The organism is Stenotrophomonas maltophilia group sp. vghtpe118, assembly GCF_052605195.1.
Genome location: NZ_CP199672.1, coordinates 4,009,516 through 4,034,533, shown reverse-complemented (window position 1 = coordinate 4,034,533; position 25,018 = coordinate 4,009,516). Strand labels below are relative to the sequence as shown.

The 25,018-nt window shown below is 64.4% G+C and carries 12 protein-coding genes; 5 read left to right on the top strand and 7 right to left on the bottom strand.

Annotated elements, in window-relative coordinates:
- Positions 1-14: 14 nt before the first annotated feature.
- Positions 15-206, top strand: coding sequence for a hypothetical protein (locus ACUDTM_RS18440; RefSeq protein WP_088496390.1), 192 nt, complete (start codon positions 15-17; stop codon positions 204-206).
- Between the two features lie 18 nt (positions 207-224).
- Here ACUDTM_RS18440 and ACUDTM_RS18435 read toward each other — a convergent pair whose 3' ends face one another.
- The 7 genes from ACUDTM_RS18435 to ACUDTM_RS18405 form a co-directional block, all read right to left on the bottom strand.
- Positions 225-569, bottom strand: coding sequence for a DUF596 domain-containing protein (locus ACUDTM_RS18435; protein ID WP_065196596.1), 345 nt, complete (start codon positions 567-569; stop codon positions 225-227).
- Between the two features lie 674 nt (positions 570-1,243).
- On the bottom strand, positions 1,244-1,615 hold the full coding sequence (gene cdiI, locus ACUDTM_RS18430) for a ribonuclease toxin immunity protein CdiI (RefSeq protein WP_141239355.1): 372 nt from the start codon (positions 1,613-1,615) through the stop codon (positions 1,244-1,246).
- A 470-nt stretch (positions 1,616-2,085) separates the two neighbouring features.
- The gene (locus ACUDTM_RS18425; protein WP_088496389.1) at positions 2,086-2,490 is read right to left on the bottom strand and encodes a hypothetical protein; all 405 of its coding nucleotides are present in this window, start codon (positions 2,488-2,490) and stop codon (positions 2,086-2,088) included.
- A 257-nt stretch (positions 2,491-2,747) separates the two neighbouring features.
- On the bottom strand, positions 2,748-3,014 hold the full coding sequence (locus ACUDTM_RS18420) for a hypothetical protein (protein WP_143592500.1): 267 nt from the start codon (positions 3,012-3,014) through the stop codon (positions 2,748-2,750).
- A gap of 177 nt (positions 3,015-3,191) precedes the next feature.
- A complete protein-coding gene (locus tag ACUDTM_RS18415; RefSeq protein ID WP_143592499.1) occupies positions 3,192-3,710 on the bottom strand; it encodes a hypothetical protein in 519 nt (172 codons plus the stop codon).
- The gene (locus tag ACUDTM_RS18410) at positions 3,710-16,414 is read right to left on the bottom strand and encodes a hemagglutinin repeat-containing protein (RefSeq protein ID WP_445391443.1); all 12,705 of its coding nucleotides are present in this window, start codon (positions 16,412-16,414) and stop codon (positions 3,710-3,712) included. Before ACUDTM_RS18410 ends, ACUDTM_RS18415 begins: the two co-directional genes overlap by 1 nt.
- Before the next feature lie 21 nt (positions 16,415-16,435).
- Positions 16,436-18,124: a ShlB/FhaC/HecB family hemolysin secretion/activation protein gene (locus tag ACUDTM_RS18405; RefSeq protein ID WP_409349628.1), complete on the bottom strand. Its 1,689-nt coding sequence runs from the start codon at positions 18,122-18,124 to the stop codon at positions 16,436-16,438.
- Between the two features lie 437 nt (positions 18,125-18,561).
- On the opposite strand from ACUDTM_RS18405, the gene ACUDTM_RS18400 reads away from it, so the two are divergent.
- The 4 genes from ACUDTM_RS18400 to katG all read left to right on the top strand — a co-directional run bounded on the left by ACUDTM_RS18400 (position 18,562) and on the right by katG (position 24,923).
- Positions 18,562-18,954, top strand: coding sequence for a barstar family protein (locus ACUDTM_RS18400; protein ID WP_088496385.1), 393 nt, complete (start codon positions 18,562-18,564; stop codon positions 18,952-18,954).
- Positions 18,955-19,089: 135 nt separating this feature from the next.
- Positions 19,090-21,681: a DNA mismatch repair protein MutS gene (gene mutS, locus ACUDTM_RS18395; protein WP_445391442.1), complete on the top strand. Its 2,592-nt coding sequence runs from the start codon at positions 19,090-19,092 to the stop codon at positions 21,679-21,681.
- Between the two features lie 257 nt (positions 21,682-21,938).
- Complete coding sequence (locus ACUDTM_RS18390; protein ID WP_088496962.1) at positions 21,939-22,538, top strand: DUF937 domain-containing protein; 600 nt, start codon at positions 21,939-21,941, stop codon at positions 22,536-22,538.
- Positions 22,539-22,685: 147 nt separating this feature from the next.
- The gene (katG, locus tag ACUDTM_RS18385) at positions 22,686-24,923 is read left to right on the top strand and encodes a catalase/peroxidase HPI (protein ID WP_072166880.1); all 2,238 of its coding nucleotides are present in this window, start codon (positions 22,686-22,688) and stop codon (positions 24,921-24,923) included.
- Positions 24,924-25,018 lie beyond the last annotated feature (95 nt).

The window sequence follows — 25,018 nt, the reverse complement described above, 5'->3', positions numbered from 1 at the left end:
CTGAACCGGCTCACATGCGCACTGCAAACACCATTGGCAATCAGCTGGCTGGTGGCCGTCACCGTACCTGCGGCAGCCGCCGTCGCCTGCCTGTCCATCAGCAAAGTACTTCCATCAGCAATGCCTTCACCGCGCGCTGCGCTGGTATCGATGTTGACGCCCAGCTCAGCCGCCAACATCTGTTTGCCATCGATGGTGAGGTGTGATCGATTTGGACTGGAATGCTACGTCCAATGCTCACGGCCATCTGCGCCAATCCAAACCAAGCCCGCCGGAGCATCGATCAAGAACCAAAGGCCGAATCCATCAATATCATCTTCGCCAGGACTCTCAAGCCATGCCTTTGAGATGAACAACAATTGTTCCCGCCAGTCACCCTCCAAGGTCCTCCCGTCCGATGCGAGTTTTACTTTCCGCTCTCTCAGCAAACGCCCCATCAACTCGAAGAACGCGCCCCTCCTTCCAGAAATCCCAACATCCCCCATCTCCATCGTCATGTGCTGCCAGACGGCACCAAGAGACAACCCAAACGAAGAATTCATCACTGCAGAATAGACTTCATCCCTCATTCTAGCCTCACCCCTACTTGCCCCCATTACCTATCGACTTGTCCCGCACATCAGTCGCCCAACTCGCACCAGATTGCGCTCGCCTGATCCCCTGCGTGGAAGTTGTTCTCAAACAAGTTCCTGGCAATCCTCACATTCAACACGGTCCCCGCCAGATCCTGCCCGACAACCCACCCGCCAGCGCTCCCACCGCTTTAGAGAGCGCCAGAACCGCCTCCGTTTGAATCATCGAACAGTCCAAGCTCTCCGGGCCACGAACCCATACTTGTACGAAACAGCCGCATTCACAAACGCCTGACACGCAGGGCTCGCCGAGTTCGCTGTACAAACCGAGAGCAGCTCACAGTCCATTCGCTCCGACAGTTGCTTGGCAACGTCACGCACCATCTTTTGGCATGACGTGTCGCTGCCATACTCGTCGAGTTGCTGCTTCATTACTCGAGCTTGATCCTCAGCAAGGAAGTTATTCTCAACCGAGTTCTTGGCAATCCCCGCATTCAACGCGATCCCGGCCAAATCCTACCCTAAAGCACCCAATAAGTTTCTGGCGATGGCACAGGCACAGCGAGCTCGCCAGTAATGCGTAAGCAGACGGCTCATCAGCGATGGCAACAGCGCCAGCCACAGCGCCCGCATCAACGATGCTGCAATCATCAGCAGGGCCGCAGTCTGGATTAGCCATTTCCCAGCTCATTCCGGCACAGCATTGAGCGAACGTACTCAGCCGATCCCGGAGTTCTTTCTATATACTTGAGACATGCCATACCCAGGTATCGACTAAACTCTTCATCACTAACAATCACAACGTCCGGGTCATACTTGAGCCCATATGAAAATTCCACCCCAGAAAAGTGATCATCCACGTCGAAGCTACTATTATCTGGGAATCTACAGTCAACATCATCGGTGCCAAAACCCCAGCCCCTTGATAAACACTCGAGCATCTGAATAAACACTCCCGAAGAATAAATCCAATCAAAGTAAGCAAAAACCACCCAATCAGAATCCCTCTTATCCATCCAAGATCCAAACAACTGATCACTCATACCAACCTCACTTAGGGTGGAAATTTTTAACTACACCGGCATCATCGATGTACACAACGAAAGAGACGCCTCCCGCATTGGACTCATATATCCTCTTCCCCGCAGCAACAGCGTCCTTGTAACCCTTCACAGCAGCTTCCTGGCCGAGCACCAAAACCTTCCTATCTGACATTATAGGATGCGATCATCGGTCGCCGTGGCACCACGCAACGCGGTATCGCCCCCGGCCTTCATCGAGATGTTATTGCGCGCCCCGCATCTTCTGCGGGCGATCATTGGGATTTCGAGCCGCGTCGACGTTGATGATCGGATCGATCAACCGGGACTTCGCCCCCCACCCGTAGAACCGATCCCACTCAGCTTCACGTAGTACCCAACCCTTGTGAATCACCCTTGCCGCAATCGCCAGTGGTTGAAATCCCCTAAGAGATCAAGCCTAAGCCCTCACGGAGCGGCGATTCCCTTCCAGATCAGACAATGGAACTCCCCAAAGGGCCGCGCGCATCATCAGTGAAAAATCTAGTGTCCAGATCCTGCGCCGGCTCCATCCCTCCAAACACAGTGCGCGCTTCACTTAGCAACTTCAATTGCTGGAAATGCCTATGGAGTATGGGCATGGCCACGGCAACATCCGACCAATCCATCTCGAATGAGAAATCTATAATTACCGTTCTGTCGAATCTAAAGACGCGAATCAGCAACGTAGGAATATGAACGGCGAATTCCAGCCTAAAACCATTGATCTCCTGGATCATGCAAGAACTGCACGGGAAGTCATCGACATTTCCCGCAAGCCAGTCGCCAACCGCTATCGGCTCGCCATCCAGCTCGGTCCGCGAGACGGACTCAGCCGTGCGACCGATCGATTCCAGCACCTAGGACTCGTTGACCCACGGGACGACCTCCATGGCAATCTCAAACGAGTCACTCATCAATAAACCCTCTCCGATTCCGTCAGCGACCGACTGGGTTAAGACCCTCGTCCATGTTTCGGATTCATTTTTCTTCGATCCGCCCCCCCCAGCAGCACTTAGATCTACGGACTGAAATAGCTACCATCTTCCAGCTTCCAGACAAAACCGCCAGGAACCCAGCCATATCCAGGCTTGGCAACCCAGAACATGTCCGGATCTCAGTCCAACTCAGGCGGCCAAGCCGCCATGAAACGCTCAGTCTGCTCATTAACGGTACCGCCCCAAAAACCATTCACATCTTCGAGCCTAGCCCTCCCTTCACTTAAAACAGCACCCGACCCCCATCGGAAGAACTGCCTCCTCTCTTCAAGCGAAAGACCGGGAAGATAGTCAAAACAATTCCACCAGATCACATCAACATCAAGAAGCCCCACACTACCAATAAATCCCCTTACATCAAGACCATCCAACCAATCATTAATCACTTTAACTTAATCTACACTTTCTCAGTCTAACGCTCATTTGGTGAAATTGTATCCACGGTCCACTTCGCGCCAGTGACATTACTCAAGCTAGAACGATTTATTAAGCCCATACTCACACCATCCTTTCTAATGAGATTACTGCAGATACACTCAAAGATGACAGGAATCGCATGCAATCTACAGCCAAGAAATCCCGAAAGACTCAAGCTCCTTCAATGTAATGAATCGAAGCCTTTCACCTCTCAAAGCCGAACCATTCAAGAATTCGCCATAGCCGCATACATCACACTGAAATGCGGGCGTAAAACTGATCAACCCCATATATGCCCGCATATACGCCTCCCCGCAGCGGGAACACACCCTGTCAATCTCGACGGCGACCAACTCCTCCATCAGATCTCTGACAAACTGCGCGACACCGTCATCACTTGCGTTTCTCAACTGGGTCGCACGCGAATGCACGCGCCCAACATCCGCTTCCCCGATCTCCGCGAATGGATATTCATCCAATCGACCATCCATATTCACAATCAAGTCAAAGCCATAGCTTAGGAATGGTTCTCTGCGAACCTCGCCCTCGCATTCCATAACCCATTGGATCAGTGCCTCAACAACACCCCTCGCACCCGAATTATTATTTACGCTCGAAAGACCTGAAATCAGTCTATTCCTCAAAATTCCCGACAAGCGAGCCATTACTCTCCACCCTTTATTGGAAACGTTGTAATCAAGTTTCCCGCCTTATCTGTAAACACTTTGATGACGGAGGTTGGCTGCCCCCCATCCTTCAGTGAAGATATCCCAATCGGCCTTCCAACATCAACAATACGAACGTATTGTCCTCCAGGAATTTCATAGACAGGAGAGCGAACAACAACCGCGCTTTGTAGAACCACCTTGAGCTCATCCGGATTAATACTGAAGATGGATCTATTTCCAGTTGGTGACTTTCCAAAGTGCCCATCTAGAACATGCTGAAAGCCCGCAGAAACCGGAGCCCCTGAGTCGCGCAAAGGCGTTGTTCGTGTCCGTCCGTTGGCCAGATTGACTCGCGAAAGCACTACACCACGCTGAACTGGATTTCCTGGAGCACTGAGACCCCCACCGTCATTGGTTACCTGTAACTTTGGCGGATTGGAATTTTCCGGACGAGAGAAGCCGTTCTCGTACCCAGCCGGCACGGAATTCGTTGTCGACGCCTCATCAGTTGGTCTGAGCGCTCGTGGCCGCGTTACACCAAGACCGCCCGTCTGAGGCAAAAGCCCAGTCCTGTTCACAAATCTCACTGCTCCGATGTTGGCCAAGGCCCCCATCGTCAACGTCAGCGCTCGTCGATTCTCTTCGCTCGCGCCACCCAACGTTGCGGCAATGAACGCGGCACTGGCGATAGCACTTGAAGCTTGAGCGTCATGTACAGCGAAGAAGTTCCTAAGCTGCATTGCTGAGGGAAGCAAGTCTTCGGAACGAGTTATTTCAAGCCCAGACTGCTTCAACGCAGCATCGTACAGGCGCTCGTTTGTCCCTTTGCCACGATAGATTAAATCTTCAAACCACGAATAGTTTGCATCCTTGTATGCCTTCTGGTCAGCCCCCAAACCGACATAGGGTCGCCCATAGGACTGCGACGGGTTGATTCCCTGCAATTCGCCAGGATTCAGAGAACCACTGTTGGCGAGGAACTGCTTCTGTAGCTCCGGAAGGTCTAGCGGACCGTTTTGCAGTTCGTAACGATTGATATAAGTCGCGAGATCTGCGGCTTGAACCTCAGTCAGGGTCTCTCCTGCCAACGCCTTCCGGAGCAACCCCGCACTCATCTGGTCCGCAGCATCAAGCAGAACCAGTTCCAAGGATTCCTGTTTATCCAGCCCCCCCTGCCGCTTGGCCTTCTCGCGGAGATGCACCATCCGAGCATGATCGTCATTGCCAAGGAAATTGTTCTCAACCGAATTCTTGGCAATCCCCGCATCCAACGCAATCCCAGCCAGATCCTGCCCTGACAACCCACTCGCCAGTGCTCCCACCGCCTGCGACAACGCCAGCACCATCTCCTTCTGCTCCGGGCTCAGCCTGGAAGGATCTCCCCCGGTCAACGTATTAGTCAGCACCTTCGCGGCCAACTCGCCGCCAGCCGCAGAGACCGCTCCGGTTCCCGCATTGCCACCATTGGCTTCCGCCAGCAGTGCACCCAATACCGCGTGCGACAGCAATTGCAGAGTCGCATTGGGATCGCTGCCGTGGTTCGAGTCAAGCTTGCTGCCGATGAAGTAAGCGGCATAGGGCGCCAGCGCATTGGACGCGACCTGACCGGCGCCCTGGCCGGCTACGCCCCCTACCACAGCCGTCGTCACTGCGCTCAGGGCACGGCTGTACTCACCGCCATCACCCCACTTCTTCGCATCGTTATAAGCTTGGCTGTTTGCGGTCAGCACCTTATCGCGTTGCGCTGCGCTAAGCGCGTTGAACGCCTTTTTATCATCGGTTGACAGGCCATCGTAGTACGCCTGGGTTGCCTTCTTGCTCTGATAGGCTTGAACGTCCCATGCAATCTGCTGGCTGGCGGCCATCACCGTCCCCGCCGCAGCCGCCATCGCCTGCTGGTCTGCCAGCAGCTTGCTCGCATCCGGCAATGCCTCCAGCGCACGATGCGCTCCACTGGCGTCGGTGTTGATGCCCAGCTCGGCCGCCGACGTCTGCTTGCCACCGATGGTGATGTTGCCCTCGGTCAAGGTGGCAAGGGTGGAGCTGCTGTCGCTGCCCTTCTCCATCATCGGCAGGCCCGGAGCACCTCGCGGTGCGGCCGTTCCCGGCTTGGGCGCCCAGCCATCCATCTGCCCGCCCGCACCACCACTGATGCTGCCGGAGCTGGCCGTGTAGTCCATGTGGTTCTGCAGGTCAGTGAACGTCAGCGAGCCCGCAGTCAGTTCACTGTTGCCCGCATGGGTGCTGGCAATCGCACCGCCCACCAGATTCACGTGGCCGGCATCGACGTGGTAGCCGCCGTTGCCGGCAAACAGGCCGCTCTGCTGGCCGACACCCTGATAGCTGCCGCTGGCCTTGCCTGCGCTCGCATACCCGTCGGCATTCCACGCGGTACCGAACGACACCTGCACGCGGCCACCCACCTGGCTGTTCCTGGACATGCTCTCGGCGATGTCCTGCAGCGACTCGATCGTCAGCGTGCCGCCGGTCTTGACGTCGATGCGATCAGCGGTCGCCGTGGCGCCACGCAGCGTGGTATCGCCCTCGGCCTTCATCGAGATGTTCTTGCCGGTCAGCGTGGTGTTCTGCCAGGTGCTGCTCTCGGCATTGGCCTTGCTGCTGCCAACACTCGCTTCGGCGTACACGTACACGCCGGTCTGCGCCCCTACCGAGACGCCCACGCCGACTTCGGCGCCGGCATTGCTGCTCTTGCTGCGGTCGGCCACATGCGCCTTGCCTGCTTCCAGCAGAATGTCGCCGGCCGAATCCAGGCTGAGGGTGTTGCCTGCACTCAGATTGCCCTGCACCACGTGAATGTCGCCCGTCGTGCTGGTGAGGTTGACGTTGCCGCCGCCCTGGATGGTGGAGCCACGCGACACCCTGCTGCTGCCATCGGCACTGCTGTTGGCGGTCTTGAAGCCGATGCCTGCTTCAGCACGGAACAGTTCGCCACTGCCGCCTCGGCCGGACAGCGCCGAGATCGCACTGGCTGCCTGGTACGCGTTGGCGCCCGCTGCCATGCCCTGCATCTTCTGCAGGCGATCATCGGACTGACGGGCCGCGTCCACGTTGTTGATCAGGTCGATCAACGGCGACTTCACCCGCGCGAACACGCCGATCTTCAGGTCCTTGTCGCTCTGCGAGTAGTGACCACTTTCGTCCGCGGTCAGCAACTCGATCTCGGCGGCGGTGATGTTCACGTCCTTGGCGGCCACCACGTTGCTGGCCGTCTGCGTGTACTTGCCCCCGGCGGTCAGGCTCACGCTGCCGCCCAGGCTGCCGATGCTGCTGGCCACCTGTGACACCTGCGCGCTGTCGTCCTGGTGCTGCTCGCGGTGCCAGCCGGAGAACTTCTCGGTATCCGATATCTGTACCGTGCCGATCGCCTTGCTGTCGGACGTATTGGCGTTGCTGACCGTATCCTGCCCGCTGCGCACCAGCAGATCACCGGCGGCACGGATGCTGACGTCCTTCTCGGCCGCGATGTTGGCTGCGGTCAGGCGGATGCTGCCTTCGGTGGTGGCCATGCGCACGCCGCCGCCGACCGACAACTGCGTGCCGGTGATGGTGTCACTGCTGCCGCTGCCCTGGCTCTGCGAGTTGTTGGTACCGAACGGCAGGCCGCTGGTGTTGTTGGCAAAGCCCCAGCCCTTGCCGCGGCTGCTGCTGTCGCTGCGCTCGGTGTTGTGGGCCACGTCGAACACGATGTCCTGGGTGGCCAGCAGCACAGCGTTGCCCTCGGCCGACATCTGTGTGCCCTGGCTGAGGATCGAGCCGCCGTTGGCAATCAACGTGAGATCGCCGCCTGCAGCCAACTGGCTGACGCGGGCATCACTGGTCGAATGGCTCTGTTCGCTGTTGGTGCGCTGGCTGCCGGCAGTCACCACGGTCGACGTGGTGGCCGCGCGCAGGCCGGAGGCGGCGCCTTCGGCGGTGCGGGTGATCCGCCCCATCGCCGAGCCACTATCGGCCATACCGTCGGTGGTCGAATCGCGGGCGCTGCGGTAGGCCTTGGTCGGGTCGTAGGTCACGCCCACCGAGAAGCCGCTGGACTTGCTGGCCTGACTGGATTGGCTGTCCGTGGTGTCCTGTCGCGCCAGCAGCGCAATGTCCTTGCCCACCAATGTCAGGTTCTCGCCTGCGGCGACGTCCGAGGCTTCGATCGTCAGCGTGTTGCCAGCATTGATCAGCACATTGCCGTCGCGCGAGGCGATCGCCGATCCCACCTGGGTGGTGGACTGCTCGGCGCGGGTGCTGCTGTTCTTCGCGCTGCTGTAGCCGACCGATGCCACGCCGTTGCCGAAGCCTCCGGTAACGCCGGATTTCTTTTTGCTCTCGCTGGACTCACTGCTGTGATGATCTTCGGCAGCAGTGATCAGCACATTGTTACCGGCCCCCAGAATCACGTTGCCGGTGGCATCGACCACCGCACCTACCGCAGTCAGATCGCGGCCAGCCGTGATGTTGATGCGCTCGCCCTGGATCGCCGTGCCGATGGCATAGCTGTCGCTGGCGTCGACGCTGCGCGTGGTGGTGGTACTAGACAGCGCCTTCTTTTTCTTGTCGTAGCTGTCCAGACTGTAGTCGTGCATCTCGTTGGCTGAGAGCAGGTTGACGTCGCGGCCCGCGGCCACGCTTACCGCGCCGTCATTGCTGTCGACCAACGCGGCTGTCAGGTTCACGTCCCGGCCTGCGCTCAGCAGCAGATTGTCCCCGGTCTGCAACGTGCTACCGCGCACCGTCTCATCACGCTGGCTGACCTGCAGCGAGCTGCGCTTGCCCGCGTTCGCAAAATCCCGGCTCTCGCTGTCCACCAGCGCCTGGCTGTTGATGTCCCCACCGGCCTGCAATGCCAGACCGCCCGCCGCCTTGATCTGCGCGGCGGCCAGGTTGATGTCCTTGCCGGCCGCCAGCACCACATCGCCAGCGCCCTGCACCGATGTGGCAGCGTGCGTCGTCCTGCTGCTGCGCTGATGGTTGCGTTCATCGAAGGTGGCGTCGCGGCGTTCCTCCAGCGCAATCGCGCCAACATCCAGAGTGCCGCCTGCGGCCAGCTGGGTCAGGCCGTCGGCGCCGGCGTTGCGGATCTGTGCGGCCTGCAGGCTGATGTCACCACCGGCCACCACCGACAGCATGCCGTCGCCACTGGGATCGGTTACATACAGACCGGCGACCCGATCGATGCGGTTGGTCTCGTACTGGTAGGTGCCACCGCCCTGCTGTGTCTCCACCGTGGAGGCCACCGTGACATTGCCCGCAGCCTTGACCGACAGCGCATCGGTGGCCGTCACGGCGGCACCCACAACACGGATGTCCTTGTCCGACGACAGCCCGACGTACTGGCCGGAAATGCTGCCGCCCAGATGCTCGATGTTGCCGGCATCGATGGTCACCAGCTTGCGCCCGGCGATGTTGCCGGTGTTGACCAGGTCATTGCCCAGTTTGATATCGACATTGGCGCCGGCCAGCAGTGCACCGTTGCCGTCCAGGTCGCCCGGGCGCAGGCGCAGGTAGACCTGCGGCACCAGCGCGGTGGTGGTGCTGCCATCGGCCAGGGTGACGGTCTGCTCGACCAGCCAGACAATGTCACTGGTCAGCTGTGCCATCTGCGCTTCGGTCAGCGCCACGCCGGGGCGAAGGCCCCATTCGCTGGCGACCGTGGCACCGGCCTCCAGCAGCGCGCGGTACTGCGCCTCGTCACTGGCGTAGCCGTCGAGGAAGCGGCGACCGGTCAGCTGGCCGATCTGCTCGCGCACCAGCTTCTGCTCGTAGTACCCATCACCCAGCCGCTTCTGCACGGTATCGGGCGAGTAGCCCATCTGGCCCAGCAGATGGTCCGAACTCAGCCAGGTCTTGTGGTCGGTGAAGCGCGGATCGGTCTCGACCAGATAGTGGCCGCCGTTGGGATTGACGTTGAACAGGCTGGCGCTCGGCGCGCGCGTGTCCGGTGCACCCATCGCGATGCGATCCGGTGATCCTCCACTGGCTGCGACCACGCGCGGCCCGGACGTACCGGTGTTGCCGCTCACGCCGCCGACGCTGCTCCCTTGCTGGGTACTGGCACCATCGGCCGCCTGTGCCAGCGCGCGTTCGGCACCGGTGCCGGCGGACTGGCCCGGCCCCTGCGCACCGCCATGGCCCGGCCCATCCGGCAGCGCCGTGGGCCCCTGCACGTTGAGGTTGGCCATGGCCGAACCGTTCTGCACGTTCGGTGCGTTCCGTCCCTGGTTGAGGTTGCTCAGGTCACCGACGTCGATGCTCAACGAGCCGCCGCTGACAATGCGGCCGCCAATCTTACCGGTCACCTCGGAAATGGCCGGAGCACTCCAGGTCATCACATCCCCGCCGAAGGTGTGGCTGACGTTGGAGAACTGGTGCGTGCGATACAGCGTGGCCGCCAGGTTCTCCACCTTTGCCGCGCCGGTCAGGCCGATGATGTCCAGATCGCCGCCGGCGGCAATGCTGCCGTAGTGGTTGCGCAGATCATCGCTGCGGATGCGCATCGCACCGCCTGACCGGATGACCGCATCGGCACCGACGCTCGGCTGCAACACATCTTCGGTCACGGTGCGCGTGGCCAGGCGATACTGCTCGTTGGCACTGGTGGAGTTGCCGCCCGCAAACTGTGGGCTGGTCAGAATGCGGTCGGGATCGTAGTCCTTGTAGGTCCACAACTGCACGCAGTTGGTCGTACAGGTGCCATACGCTGACGAGTAGGTGAGTTTGTCATCGACGTAGCGGAATGCCGGCGAATCGGGATGCAGGGTGGCCAGCTCGGCAAACGGATCGTCGGCACCAGCGGCAACCTGGTCCGGATTGACCTGGTTGTCCTGGCGGCCGACGTAGTACATCACCACCGTGCCGTCCTGCACGTTCAGCCGCGCACGCTCACCCAGCGCGGCATACAGCCCACCGCGCCCGAAGAAGTAGGCACTGGTCTGCGCGGTCAGTCGTACCACCGCACGGTGCACGGTGAAGCCATCCGGCGTGATATGCGGCGTGTCTTCCAGGATATCGGTCGGATTGAGGTAGTACACCTCGTGCGCCGAATAGTGACTGGTGCTGCGAATGTCCTCGGTGCCATTCTTGCCGTTGCGCCACCAGGCGGGTCGATCCATGCGCACCGGAGCGTTCACGGTGGTGGTCTGTGTGATGACCACGTTCTCGCGGATGTTGTTGACCACCTGCGCATCGATGGACAGGTTGCCGGTGACATCGATGACCGAGCTGATGTTGTCGATCCGCCCGGCAATGCCGCTGGCGATGCGATCGGCACTCAGCGTGCCGCCGATGGCAGCATCACCGCCGCTGTAGATCAGGCCCTTGCCGGTGTTCTGCAGCTCGCGCACGCCCAGGTCCAGGCGCTCGCGTGCAGCCACGGTGCCGACGCGGGTGGCACCACCGGCCTCTTCGGCGCGATTCTTCAGCACGCCGGTGGAGATCGCCACGCGATCACCATAGATGCGCCCGGTGCCAAGATTGTCGATTTCGCCGGCCTCCAGGTGGGTCAGCGCGCCATCGATCAGGCCCCGGTTGGTCAGCTGGCCACGGGCATTGAGGTGGGTCGTGCCCTGGCTGGAGATCTCACCCGAGGCCGCATTGGTGATGTTCTGGGCGTTGAGGTCGAGGTTGCCACCGCGCACCACACCCTGGTTGTCGAGGTCGCCGGACAGGTTCAGCGACAGCGTGCCGTTGGCGATCCATTCGCCACGTTGGCGCATGCCCTGCTGCAGGGTGAGGCCGAGGTCACGCTGCGCATGCACCTGGCCGTCTTCGCTGAGCGCACGTGCGACCAGGGTCTGGCTGCCATCGGCGCGCAGCAGGCCGCCGCTGTTGGCGACGTTGTCCGCCTGGCTGTCCAGGTTGCCGCCGGTGCTGATCACGCCGCCGGTGTTCTGCAGCTGGCCGTTGATCTGCAGCCGCGCACCGCCATCAGTGACGACCTGGCCCTGGCTGTTGTCCAGCCACTGTGCACCGAACTGCAGCTGGCCCGCCTGCAGGCCACGCGTGCCGTCGCCGCCACGGGTGTTGCGGTTGTCCACGCTGGCGGCCGTGAGGGTCAGCAGCTGGCCGGCCGCGATCGCGCCGTCGGCGTTGTCCAGGTGCCCGTCCAGGGTCAGGTCGAGGTTGCGCCCGGCCTGCACGCGACCACTGGCATTGGCCAGGCTCGCCGCCTGCAGCGACAGTTTCGCGGCGCTGGCAAGTGTTCCACCGGAACTGTTGTCGACGCGGGCCAGCAGCAAGCGCGCATCGCCTTGTGCATTGACTGCGCCGCCACGGTTGTCCAGCGCGCCACCATCCAGCTGCAGCTTCCCGGCCGCCAGCAATCCACCGCTGCCGGCCGTGAAACGGTTGTCGATGTCCTGCCCGGCCGTGTTGATGGCCAGGTCGGCCGCCGACTGCACGCGACCGCCCTGGTTGTCCATCGCGCCACTGCGAACGCTCAGCGCGCCCTTCTGCGTGCCCAGCGTGCCGGCGCGGTTGTCCAACCGCTGGCCGCGGGTATCGATGTCCAGCTGGCCGCCCAGCAGCGTGCCGCGCTGGTTGAGCAGGCCGTTGCCCTGCAACTGCAGCCGTTCGCCGGCCTGCATCGCGCCGTCGCTGTTGTCTACGCCTGCCGCCGTGGTCGCGCTCAGGTCCTTGCCAGCGACCAGGGTGCCGTGGCGGTTGTCGAGACTGTCGGCGCCCAGGGTCATCGTGCCGGTACTGGACAGCAGCCCCTGCTCGCCATTGTCGAGGCGACCGTCAACGCCCAGCACCAGCGCGCTGCCGCCCGCATGCACGGTGCCGCCCTGGTTGCCGAGGCTGGCCGCGGTGACCGTGCCGGCACCGCCGAGCAGGATGCGGCCCTTCTGGTTGTCCAGCGCCTGGCCGATCGCCAGCGTGGAGTGGCCCGCGCCTGCACCCTGCAGCGTGCCCTGTGCATTGATCAGCTGCTGCGCGGTGACAGCCAGCGCGCCATTGCTGGCCAGCGATCCACCGCGATTGTCCAGCACACCCTGTACGCGCAGGCGCAGCGCGTCTTCACCGGTTGCGGTGAGCGTGCCACCGGCGGTGGTCAGGGTATCGGCGGTGATGTCGACGCGGCGCGCCGAGGTGGTTGCCGCGGTCAGATCGAGGTTGGCGCCGTCCAGCGCGAAGCTGCCATTGCTGAGCACGCTGCCGCCGTTGCCCAGCAGGGTCTTCGCCGAGACCTGCAGCTGGCCGCTCCCCGCGTGCTGGATCCTGCCTGCACGGTTGTCCAGCACCTGTGCCAGCAGGGCCAGGTCGCCATTGCTGGCCAGCGTGCCACCGGCATTGCCCAGCGTCGTGGCCTTGATGCGACTGGCGCCTTCGCCGCTGGCGATGATGCGGCCACCGGCGTTGTCGAGCGTGGTGGCCTCAAGGTCGAGGCGATCGGCGCCCAGTGTCGCGTCACGATGATCCACGTCGCCAGCACGCAGGGTCAGCGTGGCCGAGGAGACCAGCGTGCCCTTGCTGCCGTCCAGGCGGCCGGTGGTGATGTCCAGGCCCTGGTTGCCGGCCTGGCGGATGCTGCCGCCACTGTTGTCCAGCCGTGCGGAAGTGACCGTCAGGCGATTGGCATTGCTGGCGATCGTGCCTTCGTGGTTGTCCAGCGCAGCGACGATCTGCAGCGTGCTGTCAGCCGTTCCGGCACCGCTGAGCGTGCCCTTGCGGTTGATCAGTTCACCGGCCTGAACATCCAGCGCGCCGTTGCCGGCGATCGTGCCGCCGCTGTTGTCCAATGCCTGCGCCACACGCACTAGCAGCGCCTCGCTGCCAGTCGCACTGAGGCTGCCGCCGGCATTGTCCAGGCGCTGCGCATCGATGGCGGTGCGCTCGGCCTGGGTAACGCTGCCGGCGCCGAGCACAAGCTCGCCCCCTTCCAGCGTCAGCGACGACTGGCTGAGGATCCGGCCCGCCGCGCCCTGCAGGCTGTCGGCCCGGATCTGCAAGGTGCCTCTGCCCGCGTGTTCGATCGCGCCGCCGCGGTTGTCCAGGCGCGCTGCCTGCAGCTGCACATCACCGGTACCGGCCAATCGGCCACCGTTGCTGTTGTCCAGCAGCTCGCGGACCTGCACCTGCAATGCAGCGCTGCCTGCGGCCAGTACCTTGCCACCCTGGTTGACCAGGCTGTCGGCCTGAAGCTGCACCTGGCCATTGCCGGATATCGCGCCGCCGCTGTTATCCAGCGTGCCGCGCACCGTCAGCGCCACACCCTGCGTGCCGGCCGACTGCAGCGTGCCCTTCTGGTTGTCGATGCGACCGGCGTCGATGCGCAGGCCTCCGTTGCCGACGATCTGGCCGCCCTGATTGTCGAACGCATGGCGCACGTCCAGCGCCAGCGCCGAGACACCCTGCGAGACGATCTGGCCCTGGCGGTTGCGCAGTGCCCCGGCGTGGATCTGCACGCTCTGCGCCGATGTCGTACCACCACTCACGTCCAACTCCCCGCCGGACAGCACCAGCGCGCCGTTGCTGAGCAGGCGCCCTTCGCTGCCACGCAACGTATCGGCCTGCACGCTCAGGGTGCCGGTGCCAGCCTGCTGAACCAGGCCGTTGCTGTTGTCCAGCGTGGTCGCGACCAGTGCCAGATCGCCGTTGCCGGCCAACGTGCCGCGGGCACTGTTGTCCAGCGTCGTGGCCTTCACCGAACTGGCCCCGCTACCCAGCGACAGCAGGCTGCCGCCCCGGTTGTCCAGCGTCGCGGCCAGGATCTCGAACCCGGCCGCACTGAGCGAACCGTTGCGCAGATCGGCGTTGCCGGCCGACCATTGCAGGCGGCCCAGGGTACTCAGTCGCCCACCGCTGCCGGCCCAGTCGCCCGTACCCAACGCGAGACCATCGCCACCGGCATGTTCGATACGGCCACCGGCATTGCCGACCTGGCCTGCGCGCAAGGCCAGCTGCGTGGCATTGGTGGCCAGCAGACCACCGTCGTTGTTGAACAGGCCCTGCACCGTCCACGACGATGCCGCTTTGCCGGCGTGGCGCAGTTCACCACCGCGGTTGTCGAGCGACTGCGCATCCAGCCACAGGTCGCCGGCCACGCTCAGCGCACCCTTCTGGTTCGACAACAGGCCCACCTGCAACGCGGCATCGCCATGCACCTGCAGCATGCCGCCGTCATTGCGCAGCTCACCCCCGGCCTGCAGCGCGCTCACTCCCAGGCGACCGCCGCTGTTGTCGAGACCGTTGCGTGCGACCAGTGACACCGTGCCGCCGTTGCTGATGCTGCCGCCGTCGTTGTCCAGCGTACCGGCGATGGCGATCAGGCCCTCGGCCAGGGGCAGCTCCGGCGACGTCGGCGTACCCGCCGAGCCGCCATTGCCGCCTCCGGTTCCCGGCGTTCCCGGCGTGCCGGTTCCCGGTGTTCCACCGCCATTGCCGGGCGACGTGCCGCTGCCAGCGCTGCTCCCGTTACCACCTGACGCTACGGCATCCAGTGCACCCAACAGGCCATTGCTACGGTTGCTGGCTGCGTCGGCCTTGAGCGCCAGCGCTTGCGCGCCGGTCTGTTCAATGGCGCCGCCATGGTTGCGCAACCCGTGCGCCTCCACCTGCAGGCGCTGTGCATTGAGCGTGCCGCCGCTGTTGTCCAGCGTGCCACCGGCGGTGATCGCAACTTCGCGCTTGGCCGCGATGGTGCCGCCATTGGCAAGATCGCCACTGGCCTGCACGCGCATGTTCTGCCGCGACTGCAGGGCGCCGGTGTTTTCCAGCCGGCCATCCACCGTCACCACCAGCTCGCCGGCCTGTGCGCCAATGCTGCCGGCATTGCGCACGCCCACGCCGTGCTCGTTGCCGACCAGCCAGATCTTGTTGGCGAACATGCCGCCCAGCGCGCCAACGTCCAGCGCGAAGGCCGGTGCCTCGCCGCTGGCCGCGGTCGCGCTGGCCTGGCTGTGGTCGGCACTGACTACGTTGTTGCCCAGCGTCGCCTGCAGCTGGTTGGCCCAGATGCCGGCGTTGACCTGCAACGAACGGGTGATCAGGTCGGTGTAATCGGCACGGCTGGTGTCCAGGCCATCGCCATCGATCTGGATCGCGCCACCGGTGACCCGATAGCCCTCAAGTGCGCCTGCACCCGTGAACATCGGCGTGCCGGTGGTCAGGGTCACCCGGCTGGCATTGAGGAAACCGCCGCCATTGACCTGGATCCCGGCCGGGTTGGCAATGATCACTTCGGCGCGCTGCCCGGCCACTTCCACATAGCCGTTGAGCCGGCTGGCCGGACCATTCACTTCATTGAGGATGACCCGTGCACTGCCGGTGGCGAGCCACGGGTTGCCCTGCACCCAGCCGCCCAGCTGCGTCTGCACCTGGCCGCGGGCGTTGTTGAGGATGACGCCATCGCGGCCCACGTCGAACTGCGAATAGCGGTTGCGCGACACACCCGCCGCCGACGGCGTGGTGATGTTCACCATCGGCACGCCATTGGGTGCGGTCACCATCGTCGGCCGTTCACGGCCCGGCGCATTCGGATCGGAAATGATGCGCGCATCGGACTGCGCCAGCGCAGGCGTTCCCAGGCTGACCCAGCCCAGTGAGCACATCAGTGCGAAACCCAGCGGCGACAGCGCGACGCTCTGCCGGCCCGGCACATGGCCGACCAGGCCACCGCCGCCCTTCACCAGCTCCGAAGCCACCTGCCAGACGCGCAGCGCGCGGTTGAAAACCAGACGATAGATAGTGTTCATGTCACGTGTCCTTGTGGCGGATCAGTAGCGCCAGGCCAGGCTGAAGCCGAATGTGGTGTAGTCGGCGGGGAAATGGGCGGGTTTGTGCAGCGCCGAACCCACGAAGCCATCCCAGGAAAGCTGCTGCCAGCCGCCGCGCAGGCCCAGTGCCATGCCGGCCAGGTCATGGCCGGACTGCCACTGCGCGGATGGGCCGCCAATGCGGCCGTAGTCGGCAGCCACGTAGAACTCCTGGCCGCCCCCGATACCGAGCGAAAGATCGTTGCGCAGCGACCAGCCACGCTCGCCACTGAGCGAACTTTCACCGTCGAAACCGCGCACGGTATAGCGGCCACCGATGGCGAAGCGATCCTGTGGCGAGAGCGGTGTGCGGTTCCACTGCGCCCGCCATGCGGCGGTGTAGCGCAGGCGCTGCCTGCCCAGCTGGAACGGCACGCTGAACTGCGCGTCGGCGGTGATCAGCTTCATCCGCGAGGTGCCTTCCAGCGGCAACGTCGGGTCCCACAACTGCGCCATCTCTTCCGGCGAACGCAGTGCGTGGAAGGCGCCCGTGCCACGCCGGTAGGCCACGCTGGCATCGAGCGTGGCAGTGCCGATGAACTGCTTGTGGGTCAGGCCCAGTTCCCAGCCAGCGGTGCGGCGGCGCTGCACTTCGATCTCGGTATCGTCGATGTAGTTCTTCGACTCGCGCTGCCAGCCGCGTGCGTAGGCACTGAACTTGACCTTGGCATTGCGCAGCAGCAGCCGGTCCACCCGCGCTTCGGCGTTGCGGCTGCGGCCGCTGTACTCATAGCGTTCAAAGGCGCCGACCACGTTCTGGCTGTAGTCGTAGGCGCTGGCAGTAGCACCGAACAGCCAGTAGCCGTAGGGCACGTCGTAGTGCGCGGTCCAGCTGTCGGTGTCCTTGCCGCGGCCGTTGAACACGCCACGGCCCGCACTGACGTAGAACAGCTCGTTCAGGCCCAGCGGATTGTCCAGCGACAGCGTCGCGTTGGCCTGCAGCTTGCCGGTGCCGCGGCTGCCGGCATCGTCCAGGGTGACGCTGGCGCGCACCGGCGAGCGCTGCGTCCAGTCGATCTGCAGGTCGCTCTGGCCCGGCGCCGCGCCCTCGCCGTCGGCCGGCGCGATCTTGATGTCGGCGCTGACGGTGGGCACGCGCTGCAGGTTCTCCAGGCCCTGCTCGATGTCACGCAGGTTGAGCAGGCCGCCGCTGCGGATCGGCAGTGCATTGGCGAGGGCCGGATGCCGTCCCTGCGGATCGGAGAACACGGCCTCGCGGAACCGGCCCGGCACCACCGACAACGCCAGCGTGCCCTGGTTGAGGTCCTGCGGTGCCGACAGCACGCGCGTGGTGACATAGCCACGGGCGATGATCGCGTTCTGCACACGCTTCATCACCACGTTGATGCCTTCGGTTCCCAGGCAACGGCCAGTGGCCGGATCGTCCGTCGGGTCGGCCGCCGCCAGTGCCCAGCCGAAGCGCTGGCTGTCTTCGCCTTCCAGCACGATGCGATCGATGCGTACGCACGGGTTCTCCCGCGCCGGCAGGCGGTCGCCCTCCTTCTGCGCGTCCCGCTCCAGGCGGACGTCGGGGCGTTGTTCCTGCTGCTCGCGCAGCACGCGTTCGCGCTCCTGCTGCCGCAGCAGTTCCTGCGCGGCGGGATCACCGGCCTGCTGGGCGGTCGCCGGCCATGCGGCAACGGCGAGCATCAATGACCAACCACGATGGAGCCTCGGCCCCGGGTGCTTCTTCCCTGTTTCCACGCTACGTTCCATTCGAAATCGTCCTGCCAGCGCCCGCGGTGCCAGCCGCGGTGCTGCAGGAACGTGAACCGAGGCTGCGCCACCATGGACAGCCACGGCATCGCGCGACAGGCGCAATGCCGGAGTACAGATCGGCCGGCGCGGGAGTTTCTGAAGGATGAATTTCCGGAGGGCGCGCGTCAGCCCGGTGCAAAGGCTCGCGGCAAAGCGCTGGCAGGTTGCGGAACGAGCGTTCGCCTCGTGCCTGCAAAGCGGCGCATGCTGCTGCACGACAGCCGTGCAGCGAAGTGCAGCCGCGAAGTATGCGGTGCACGGCCCACGCCCGCAAAGCGATTCCGTTCAGCCGCACACGCCCTGCGCGCGGGTCACGCTACAGTCGGCGCATGACCATCGTCCTACAGATTGAAGGCGCCGCCATCGATGACATCGCCAGCCTGTACGCGGAGATCAACCGCGTGTTCATGGCTGGCGAGGCGTGGCAGCTCGGGCCGAGCCTGGATGCGCTGGACGACCTGCTGCATGGCAGTTATGGCGCGTTGGCCGGCCAGGCGCAGGCCACGCTGATCTGGCGCGATATCGCCCACAGCCGCACGGCCCTGGGCATGGAGACCACCCGCCAATGGCTGCAGGCAAAGCTGGACACACCGGGCAGTTTCAATACGCAGGCCATTGCCCTCCAGCTGCAGGACATGCAACGGGGCGAAGGCCCGACCTACTTCGAGATCGTCATGCAGATCATCGACGGCCACCAGCAGATCACGTTGGTCCCGGCCTGACCCCCCTTTCCGTGCCGTACCGGCCTGCCACCGGTGGCGGCAGCCCTGCGCCCCAGCAGTTACCATGGACGGCCCTGTACGCGCTCCGCTGCCGCTGCCCTCCGGCGCGGCCGGATGCCCTGATCCACGAGTCCCATGTCCAAAGACAAGTCCACCGAACATACCCCGCTGATGAAGCAGTTCTTCGCAGCCAAGTCCGAGTACCCGGACCTGCTGCTGTTCTTCCGCATGGGCGACTTCTACGAGCTGTTCTACGACGATGCGCGCAAGGCCGCGCGCCTGCTCGACATCACCCTGACCCAGCGTGGCAGCTCCGGCGGCGCACCGATTCCGATGGCCGGCGTGCCGGTGCATGCCTACGAGGGCTACCTGGCAAGGCTGGTGGCGCTGGGCGAGTCAGTGGCGATCTGCGAGCAGATCGGTGACCCGGCGCTGGCCAAGGGCCTGGTCGAACGCAAGGTGGTGCGCATCGTCACCCCCGGAACCGTCACCGACGAAGCGCTGCTGGACGAGCGCCGTGACACCCTGCTGATGGCGCTGTCGCGCACGAAGCAGGGCTACGGCCTGGCCTGGGCCGACCTGGCCGGTGGCCGCTTCCTGGTCAACGAAGTGGAAACCGACGACGCCCTGGAAGCCGAACTGGCCCGACTGGAGCCGGCCGAGCTGCTGGTGCCCGACGAAGAAAACTGGCCGGAATTCCTGCGCCAGCGCACCGGCGTGCGCCGTCGCGCCCCCTGGTTGTTCGACGCCGACAGCGGCCGCCGCCAGCTGCTGAACTTCTTCAAGCTGCATGACCTGAGCGGCTTCGGCATCGATGACAAGCCGCGCGCGACCGCTGCCGCAGGTGCCCTGCTCGGCTATGTCGAGGAGACCCAGAAGCAGCGCCTGCCGCACCTGACCTCGATCGCGATGGAAACCGCTGGCGAGGCGATCGCGATGAACGCCGCCACCCGTCGCCACCTGGAACTGGACACGCGCGTCGACGGCGATACCCGTAATACCCTGCTGGGCGTGCTCGACAGCACGGTGACGCCGATGGGCGGCCGCCTGCTGCGGCGCTGGCTGCACCGCCCACTGCGCCTGCGCGAGGTCCTGGTACAGCGTCACCATGCGGTGGAAACCCTGATCGACCGCGGCAGCGACGCCGATATCCGCGAACAGTTCCGCCGCCTAGGCGACCTGGAACGCATCCTCACCCGCGTCGCGCTGCGCTCGGCGCGCCCGCGCGATTTCTCCACCCTGCGCGATGGCCTGGGCTTGCTGCCCGCCGTGCGCGAGGTGCTGGCGCCGCTGGATTCGCCGCGCCTGCAGGCCCTGCACGCCGCGCTGGGCGAGCATGACGCGTGCGCGCAGCTGCTGGCCAGCGCCATTGCCGAAATGCCGCCACTGAAGCTGAGCGACGGCGGCGTGCTGGCCGACGGCTTCGATGAAGAGCTGGACGAGCTGCGCCGCCTGTCCACCCATGCTGACCAGTTCCTGGTCGATCTGGAACAGCGCGAACGCGAAAGCAGCGGCATTCCCACCCTGAAGGTGGGCTACAACCGCGTGCATGGCTACTACATCGAGATCAGCAAGGGCCAGTCCGACCGTGCGCCGGTGCACTACACCCGCCGCCAGACGCTGACCAATGCCGAGCGCTACATCACCGAAGAACTGAAGGCGTTCGAAGACAAGGTGCTGTCCGCGCGCGACCGTTCGCTGTCGCGCGAGAAGTACCTGTACGAGCAGCTGCTGGACACCCTCGGCGAACAGCTGGAACCGTTGAAGCAGTGCGCCGCTGCGCTGAGCGAACTGGACGTGCTGGCCGCCTTCGCCGAGCGCGCGCAGGCACTGGACTGGTCACGCCCGGAACTGGAAACGGCACCGTGCCTGAAGATCGAACGTGGCCGCCACCCGGTGGTCGAAGCGGTGCGTGAGCAGCCGTTCGAACCGAACGACCTGGACCTGCACCCCGATCGTCGCATGCTGGTCATCACCGGCCCGAACATGGGCGGTAAATCGACCTACATGCGGCAGAACGCGCTGATCGTGCTGCTGGCCCATATCGGCAGTTTCGTGCCGGCCAGCCGCGCTGTGATCGGCCCGATCGACCGCATCCTCACCCGCATCGGCGCCGGCGACGACCTGGCGCGCGGGCAATCCACCTTCATGGTCGAGATGGCCGAGACCAGCTACATCCTGCATCACGCCACCGCCCATTCGCTGGTGCTGATGGATGAGATCGGCCGCGGCACCTCCACCTACGACGGCCTGGCGCTGGCCGACGCGGTCGCACGTCACCTGGCCTACCAGAACCGCTGCTATACGCTGTTCGCGACCCACTACTTCGAGCTGACCGCGCTGGCCGACGAACAACACGAGGGCGGCCGCAGCGGCATTGCCAACGTGCACCTGGATGCAGTCGAGCACGGTGAAGCGCTGGTGTTCATGCACGCGGTGAAGGATGGCCCGGCCAACCGCAGCTTCGGCCTGCAGGTGGCCGCACTGGCCGGCCTGCCGCGGGCTACTGTGGCGCAGGCGCGTCGCCGCCTGGCCGAGCTGGAACAGCGCGGCGGTGAAAGCCACGCGGCCGAACTGGCACCGCAGGCACTGGATGCACCGCAGCAGTTCGGCCTGTTCAGCGCGCCGTCCAGCAAGGCGCAGGAAGCGCTGGCGGCGATCGACCCGGACGAGTTGACGCCGAAGCAGGCGCTTGAGGCGCTGTACCGGTTGAAGACGCTGCTGTAACCGCGCCCGCTGGCAGGCCTGGGCCGAGCGCGGGCAGGGCTCTACAACTCACGCCCTGCCTGTAGAGCCGAGCCCATGCTCGGCTCCACAACGACCCCGTCGCGCTCTGTATGTAGAGCCGGGCCCATGCTCGGCTCCACAACGACCCCGTCGCGCTCTGTATGTAGAGCCGGGCCCATGCTCGGCTGCCTTCGCATTCCCGTAGTGCACGCAGCGTTATGCTCGGGCCGTCCTTCCTTCACAGAACAGAGACTGCCATGAACACCGAATCGCTCGCTGCATCCCTCTTCCAGCAGCTGCAGCAGGGCCAGGGCCTGCAGCAGCTGTCCCAGCAACTCGGCCTGGACAGCAGCCAGACCGCCCAGGCCGTCGGCAGCGCCCTGCCCCTGCTGCTCGGCGCGATGGGGCAGAACGCCAGTGAGCCGCAGGGCGCGCAGTCGCTGCTCAACGCGTTGCAGCGCGACCACAGCGGTGGCGGCGGTTTCGACCTGGGCGGGATCCTGGGCGCGGTGATGGGCGGGGGCGGCAGCGGCGCCACCGATGGCGCCGGCATCCTCGGCCACGTGTTCGGTGGCCAGCAACCGCAGGCGGCACAACTGCTCGGGCAGAAGACCGGTCTCGACAGCGGCACTTCGGGCAAGCTGCTGGCAATCCTCGCCCCCATCGTCATGTCCTTCCTGGCCCAGCGCTTCGCCCAGGGTGGCAACGCAGGCCAGCTGAGCCAGGCATTGGGCCAGGAAACGCAGCAGTCCGGCGGCATCGGCAACCTGCTCGGCGGCGTCCTGGACCAGGACGGCGACGGCCAGTTCGGAGCCAGTGACTTGATGAAGCTGGGCGCGGGTCTGCTGAAGCGTTGATCGGACACGACCGTCCTAGTCGGACGGCTCCATAGTTCACCACTATCGCATCGGTTGAATCAATCGAATTTACCCATTGCTAGGCGCCACCTATCGTGGTCAGGCCTCCCCCGATTCCACCTTTCGCCAGTCCACAGGTAGAGACCCATGAAAAGCGAAGCGAAGTGCCCGTTCAACCATGCCGTCGTCGGCGACGCGACGACCAACCGCGACTGGTGGCCGAACCAGTTGCGCGTGGACCTGCTCAACCAGCATTCGGCGCGCTCCAATCCGCTCGATGCCGGCTTCGATTACGCCAAGGCCTTCAAGGGGCTGGACTACGCCGCGCTGAAGGCGGACCTGAAGGCGCTGATGACCGATTCGCAGGACTGGTGGCCGGCCGACTTCGGGCACTACGGTGGCCTGTTCATCCGCATGGCCTGGCACAGTGCCGGCACCTATCGCATCGGCGACGGCCGCGGCGGCGGCGGTCGTGGCCAGCAGCGCTTCGCACCGCTCAACAGCTGGCCGGACAATGTCAGCCTGGACAAGGCCCGGCGCCTGCTGTGGCCGATCAAGCAGAAGTACGGCCAGGCCATTTCCTGGGCCGACCTGCTCATCCTCACCGGTAACGTCGCGCTGGAATCGATGGGGTTCAAGACCCTGGGCTTTGCCGGCGGCCGCCCCGATACCTGGGAGCCGGACCAGGATGTGTACTGGGGCCGCGAAACCACCTGGCTGGGCGGTGACGTGCGCTACAAGCATGGCTCGGAAGGCGTTGAAGAGAACCATGGCGTGCTCGTATCCGATGACGATGCCGACGGCGACGTGCACTCGCGCACGCTGGAAAACCCGCTGGCCGCAGTGCAGATGGGCCTGATCTACGTCAATCCGGAGGGGCCGGATGGCAACCCGGATCCGGTGCTGGCCGCGCATGACATCCGCGATACGTTCGGCCGCATGGCCATGGACGACGAGGAAACCGTCGCGCTTATCGCCGGCGGCCACAGCTTCGGCAAAACCCACGGTGCCGGCCCGGCCGACAACGTCGGCAAGGAACCGGAAGCCGCCGGGCTGGAAAACCAGGGCCTGGGCTGGGCCAGCAGCTTCCGCAGCGGCAAGGGCGGCGACGCCATCACCAGCGGCCTGGAAGTGACCTGGACGCGCACCCCGGCGCAGTGGAGCCACGATTTCTTCGAAATCCTGTTCGGCAACGAATGGGAGCTGAGCAAGAGCCCGGCCGGTGCCCACCAGTGGGTGGCCAAGAACGCCGAAGCGGTGATTCCCGACGCGCACGACCCGTCGAAGAAGCACCGCCCCACCATGCTCACCACCGACCTGTCGCTGCGCATGGATCCGGCCTACGAGAAGATCTCGCGCCGGTTCCTCGCCGAGCCCCAGGCCTTCGCCGATGCCTTCGCCCGCGCCTGGTTCAAGCTGACCCACCGCGACATGGGCCCGCGCGCACGTTACCTCGGCCCGGAAATTCCGGCCGAACAGTTCATCTGGCAGGACCCGCTGCCGGAAGCACAGCACCCGCTGATCGACGCCAAGGACATCGCCGCGCTGAAGCAGCAGATCGCCGCAGCGGGCCTGAGCGTCGCCGAGCTGGTGTCCACCGCATGGGCGTCGGCTTCGACCTTCCGTGGTTCGGACAAGCGCGGCGGCGCCAACGGTGCGCGCATCCGCCTGGCGCCGCAGAAGGACTGGGAGGTGAACCAGCCGCAGCAGCTGGCCAAGGTGCTGGCCGCGCTGGAAAAGGTGCAGGCCAGCTTCAATGCCGGCGGCAAGCACGTGTCACTGGCCGACCTGATCGTGCTGGCCGGTGGCGTAGGTGTCGAACAGGCGGCCAAGGCCGGTGGCCATGAGGTCAGCGTGCCGTTCACCCCGGGCCGCACCGACGCCAGCCAGGAACAGACCGACGTCGAATCGTTCGCGGTGCTCGAGCCGGTCGCCGATGGCTTCCGCAATTACCTGAAGGGCGCCTACAGCGTGCCCGGGGAGGCGCTGCTGATCGACAAGGCGCAGCTGCTTACGCTGACCGCGCCGGAGATGACCGTGCTGGTCGGCGGCCTGCGCGTGCTCGGTGCCAATGCCGATGGTGGCAAGCACGGCGTGTTCACCACGCGCCCAGGCACGCTCAGCAACGACTTCTTCGTCAACCTGCTGGACATGGGTACGCAGTGGAAGGCCACCGGCCGCGAAAGCTACGAAGGCCGTGGCCGCACCGACGGCGCTGTGCGCTGGACCGGTACCCGCACCGACCTGGTGTTCGGCTCAAACGCGGTGCTGCGCGCATTGGCCGAGGTCTATGCCAGCGCCGATGGCGAGAAGAAGTTCGTGCAGGATTTCATCGCCGCCTGGACGCGGGTGATGGAACTGGACCGCTACGACCTGCACGGTTGAGGCGTTCGGGGTAGTCGCCGGGCATGGCCCGGCGCTACCGGCGCGCTCAACCGGGTGCGAAGCGTCGGTTCGCATGCTCTCCGCAGCAGTACGCC